Annotated in this window: 6 protein-coding genes; 2 read left to right on the forward strand and 4 right to left on the reverse strand. The window is 63.5% G+C overall.

Translation table 11 applies throughout. From position 1 onward, the window contains the following. Positions 1-314: hypothetical protein (locus tag ACTS2Z_RS07420; RefSeq protein WP_442572579.1), on the forward strand; the 314-nt coding region annotated here is incomplete at its 5' end. A 137-nt stretch (positions 315-451) separates the two neighbouring features. Next, on the forward strand, positions 452-1,174 hold the full coding sequence (locus ACTS2Z_RS07425; protein WP_442572580.1) for a hypothetical protein: 723 nt from the start codon (positions 452-454) through the stop codon (positions 1,172-1,174). Positions 1,175-1,345: 171 nt separating this feature from the next. Here ACTS2Z_RS07425 and mnhG read toward each other — a convergent pair whose 3' ends face one another. The 4 genes from mnhG to ACTS2Z_RS07445 form a co-directional block, all read right to left on the reverse strand. Next, a complete protein-coding gene (mnhG, locus tag ACTS2Z_RS07430; RefSeq protein WP_442572581.1) occupies positions 1,346-1,789 on the reverse strand; it encodes a monovalent cation/H(+) antiporter subunit G in 444 nt (147 codons plus the stop codon). Continuing rightward, the gene (locus ACTS2Z_RS07435) at positions 1,786-2,055 is read right to left on the reverse strand and encodes a monovalent cation/H+ antiporter complex subunit F (protein ID WP_442572582.1); all 270 of its coding nucleotides are present in this window, start codon (positions 2,053-2,055) and stop codon (positions 1,786-1,788) included. The genes mnhG and ACTS2Z_RS07435 overlap by 4 nt, the downstream gene beginning before the upstream one ends. Before the next feature lie 5 nt (positions 2,056-2,060). After that, complete coding sequence (locus ACTS2Z_RS07440) at positions 2,061-2,405, reverse strand: Na+/H+ antiporter subunit E (protein ID WP_442572583.1); 345 nt, start codon at positions 2,403-2,405, stop codon at positions 2,061-2,063. Then, positions 2,402-3,247: proton-conducting transporter transmembrane domain-containing protein (locus tag ACTS2Z_RS07445; protein ID WP_442572584.1), on the reverse strand; the 846-nt coding region annotated here is incomplete at its 5' end. The genes ACTS2Z_RS07445 and ACTS2Z_RS07440, both read right to left, overlap by 4 nt.

Genomic DNA, 3,247 nt, shown 5'->3' on the forward strand with positions numbered 1-3,247 from the left:
ATGGTGATGCCGGCGCGCTGCTGGCTGGCGGCCTGATCGGCGGCGGGCTCGGCGCCGCCCTGAGCGATTGCGACCGCGGCCAGTATCACTACGCCACCCATTATGCCTTCAACACGGGCAATCCCTATTACTGGCACAACCCGTATTCGGGCGTGCGCGGTGTGGTCCATGCCCGCGACTTCCACAACTGGGGCAATCAGCGCTGCCGCTGGGGGGATGCGGAAATCTTCCTGCCCAATGGCGAGGTCGCCTATGACCGCGTGCGCATGTGTCAGGACCAGTATGGCTACTGGCAGGTTGCAAGGGTCCAGTAGTCCGATCCGTCAGGGACGACGCGACTGCCGCCCCGCCCTTCATCGGCGGGGCGGTTTTCGTTCATGTTACGCTCATCCACGATCTGGCAAGGTCTGTTAACGCTACAAGGACCCGGCACGAAAGGAGCCCCTTCGCGATGAAACACGTACTCAAAAGCTCGGCCATTCTGGCGGCCGCTATCGCGGCTCCCATGGCCCTCGCCCCTGCGGCACAGGCCCAGCAGACCTATCAGGAATGCCTGTCACAGCAACGCAACCAGCAGGTTGCCGGCGCCGTGATTGGCGGCCTTCTGGGCGCGGTTGTCGGCGCGCAGATCCACAATGCGCGCGAATCGGACCGCCGCGACGATCATTACCGCAACCAGTCCTATGGCCATCGCGGCTGGGATCGTGGCCGCGGCTATCGCGGTCATCGCGGCCGTGGCTATGTCGAGCCCTATCAGCGCCGGTCGAATGATGGCGCAGTGATCGCCGGTGCCGGCATCGGCGCACTCGCCGGCGGCGCTGTCAGCGGCGGACGCGGCAGCAATTGCGATCATCTGCCCGGCGGCCCGCGCCCTCAGGTCGGCTACCAGCAGCCCTATGGCCAGCAATACGGCTACAGCCAGCAAGGCTATACCCAGCCGGCCTACGGCCAGCAGGGCTATGATCCCTATTACGACAATTCGGGCTATGCCTATCAGGATGACAGCCAGCTTGCCGGTGGCCCGGGTTATGACCCTTATGCCTATCAGCCGCGCGGCGTTCAGCCTTCCTATCCGAGCCAGCAGGTCAGCCAGAACTGCCGCCAGGTGGAACTGACCGGCCGGTATGAATGGGTCTGCCAGGGCCCGGATGGTGTCTGGCGTCCGTCGAACTAGGCAGCGGTGCTCAGCCTGCCCTGTCTTTGCGCGGGGCAGGCCGGCTTCGTGCCGCACGGACGCCGAAACGGCGTTCGCAAGGCCAAAGGCCGCCCGCGACTTTTCGCGGAACACCGCAACGCGGATGCGTTGCAGAACAAAAAAGGGCGGCTCATCAGAGCCGCCCTTAATTTATTCCCGGGTCTTCACCTTCGCCTTGTTGGCCTTCTCACTGGCCTTTTCCGGACTGGGCAGCGCGGCATCCGGACTGCGCCCGGCAAGGCGCACTTCGAGTGACTCCTCGGCGCGCGGCAAGATGCCCTTGAGCCCGTCATTGCCGTCTTTCATCACGAAATCGGCCCCCGAGACATACATGGCGCGGCCGAGCAGATGGCCCGCTACCGGCAGGGTTCCGAACAGGAAGATGATGATCAGGAAAGCGGTCAGCCCAAGATTGCCTTCGGTGTAGGCCACAGCAACACCCGCAACCAGAAGGCCAGCCCCCAGCGTGCCCGCCTTGGTCGAGGCATGCATGCGCAGGAAGGGATCAGGCAGGCGGAACACGCCAATTGCCGCGATCAACAGGAAAGCCATGCCGCCCAGCATGAGGGCGCCGCCGATAATCTCGCGGATCATTGGTCACTCTCCTTGCGTTCGAGGAAGACGGCGAGCGCGACCGTGGCCACAAAACCGGTGACGGCGAGTCCAAGCCCGATATCGAGAAACTCCGGGCGGCCGGTAACGAGCGTGGTCAGCGCGGTGATGGCGATGGCCAGCACCGTCATCATGTCCAGCGCGACAAACCGGTCGGCAAGCCCCGGCCCCATGACCAGGCGCACGCCGGTCAGGAGGAGGCCCAGCACCAGCCCGCTCAGCAAATAGGCGGAAAACATATCGAACATGGCGTCTATGCCTCCGACTTCAGCAGAATGCTTTCAAACGTCGTCTTGATGCCGGAGATGATGACATCCGGGTCCGGGCAGTCGAGCGCGTGTACGTAGAGGAACTTGCGGTCCTCGGAGACGTGCAGCGAAGTCGTGCCAGGAGTAAGCGAGACGAGGTTTGCAAGCGTCGCGATATGAATGTCGCTTTTCAGGTCCAGCGGCACCGCGAGAATGGCCGGATTGATCCGGATCGACGGATTGACCACCGCCCATGCGACCGCAAACGACGACTTGAACAGCTCGATGATGAAGATGACGCCCAGATGGGCCCAGATGAAGAGCTTGGAGATCAGGCGAAGCGGGTTCATTGGCCGGCCCCCATCACAGCGTCGATATAGGCAGACGGATCGGCCAGCCCGTTACCGGCAATGGACGCCAGCTCCATTAGCGGATCGGCATAGAGGCCGATGGCGAGGCTCACCAGCACCAGGGCGGTCGCCGGAACGACCATGGACAACGGCAGGCGCGCGGTCACGCTCATGCCCTGTGGCGCGGCCTTCCAGAAGGCCTCCATCCAGATCTTCACCACGCAGAGCAGGCTGATGAGGCCGGTGCCGAGCGCGATACCGCCAAGGATCGGACGGGCCCCGTCAAAGGCGGCATCGGCTACCAGCACTTTTGCCCAGAAGCCCGAGAAGGGCGGCAGGCCGGCAAGCGAAAGACCTGCGCCAAGGAAGATCAACGCAAGTACCGGATGGGAGCGGATTAGCCCGCCCATTTTCGCAAAGTCGGAGGTTCCCGCCGCATACGCGATCACGCCTGCCAGCAGGAAGACGGCACCCTTCACGACGATGTCGTGGACCAGATAGAAGCTGGCTGCGCTGACGCCTTCAGGCGTCGACAGCGCAAGCCCCATCATCAGATAGCCCATGCCCGACACGATCAGGAAGGCCAGCATCCGGCGCAGATCGGTCTGGATCAGCGCGGCGATTGCCCCGGAAATCATCGTGATGGCCGCAACCCAGACCACCACCTCGCCGACAATCCCGGTCGTGCCTTCAAACAGCAGCATGAAGATGCGGAAGGCGGCATAGATGCCAACCTTGGTCAGGAGAGCGCCAAACAGGGCCGACACAACCGGCGGCGTAGTGTGGTAGGCGATAGGCAGCCAGAAGAAGAGCGGGAAGGCCGCCGCCTTTACGCCCAGCGA

Origin of the sequence: Glycocaulis sp. (assembly GCF_052168375.1) — a bacterium.
Classification (GTDB): Bacteria; Pseudomonadota; Alphaproteobacteria; order Caulobacterales; family Maricaulaceae; genus Glycocaulis.

Excerpts from the sequence above, each read along its gene's own strand:
- ACTS2Z_RS07425 (WP_442572580.1), top strand. The coding sequence starts at position 452 with ATGAAACACGTACTCAAAAGCTCGGCCATTCTGGCGGCCGCTATCGCG.
- mnhG (WP_442572581.1), bottom strand. The coding sequence starts at position 1,789 with ATGATCCGCGAGATTATCGGCGGCGCCCTCATGCTGGGCGGCATGGCT.
- ACTS2Z_RS07440 (WP_442572583.1), bottom strand. The coding sequence starts at position 2,405 with ATGAACCCGCTTCGCCTGATCTCCAAGCTCTTCATCTGGGCCCATCTG.
- ACTS2Z_RS07435 (WP_442572582.1), bottom strand. The coding sequence starts at position 2,055 with ATGTTCGATATGTTTTCCGCCTATTTGCTGAGCGGGCTGGTGCTGGGC.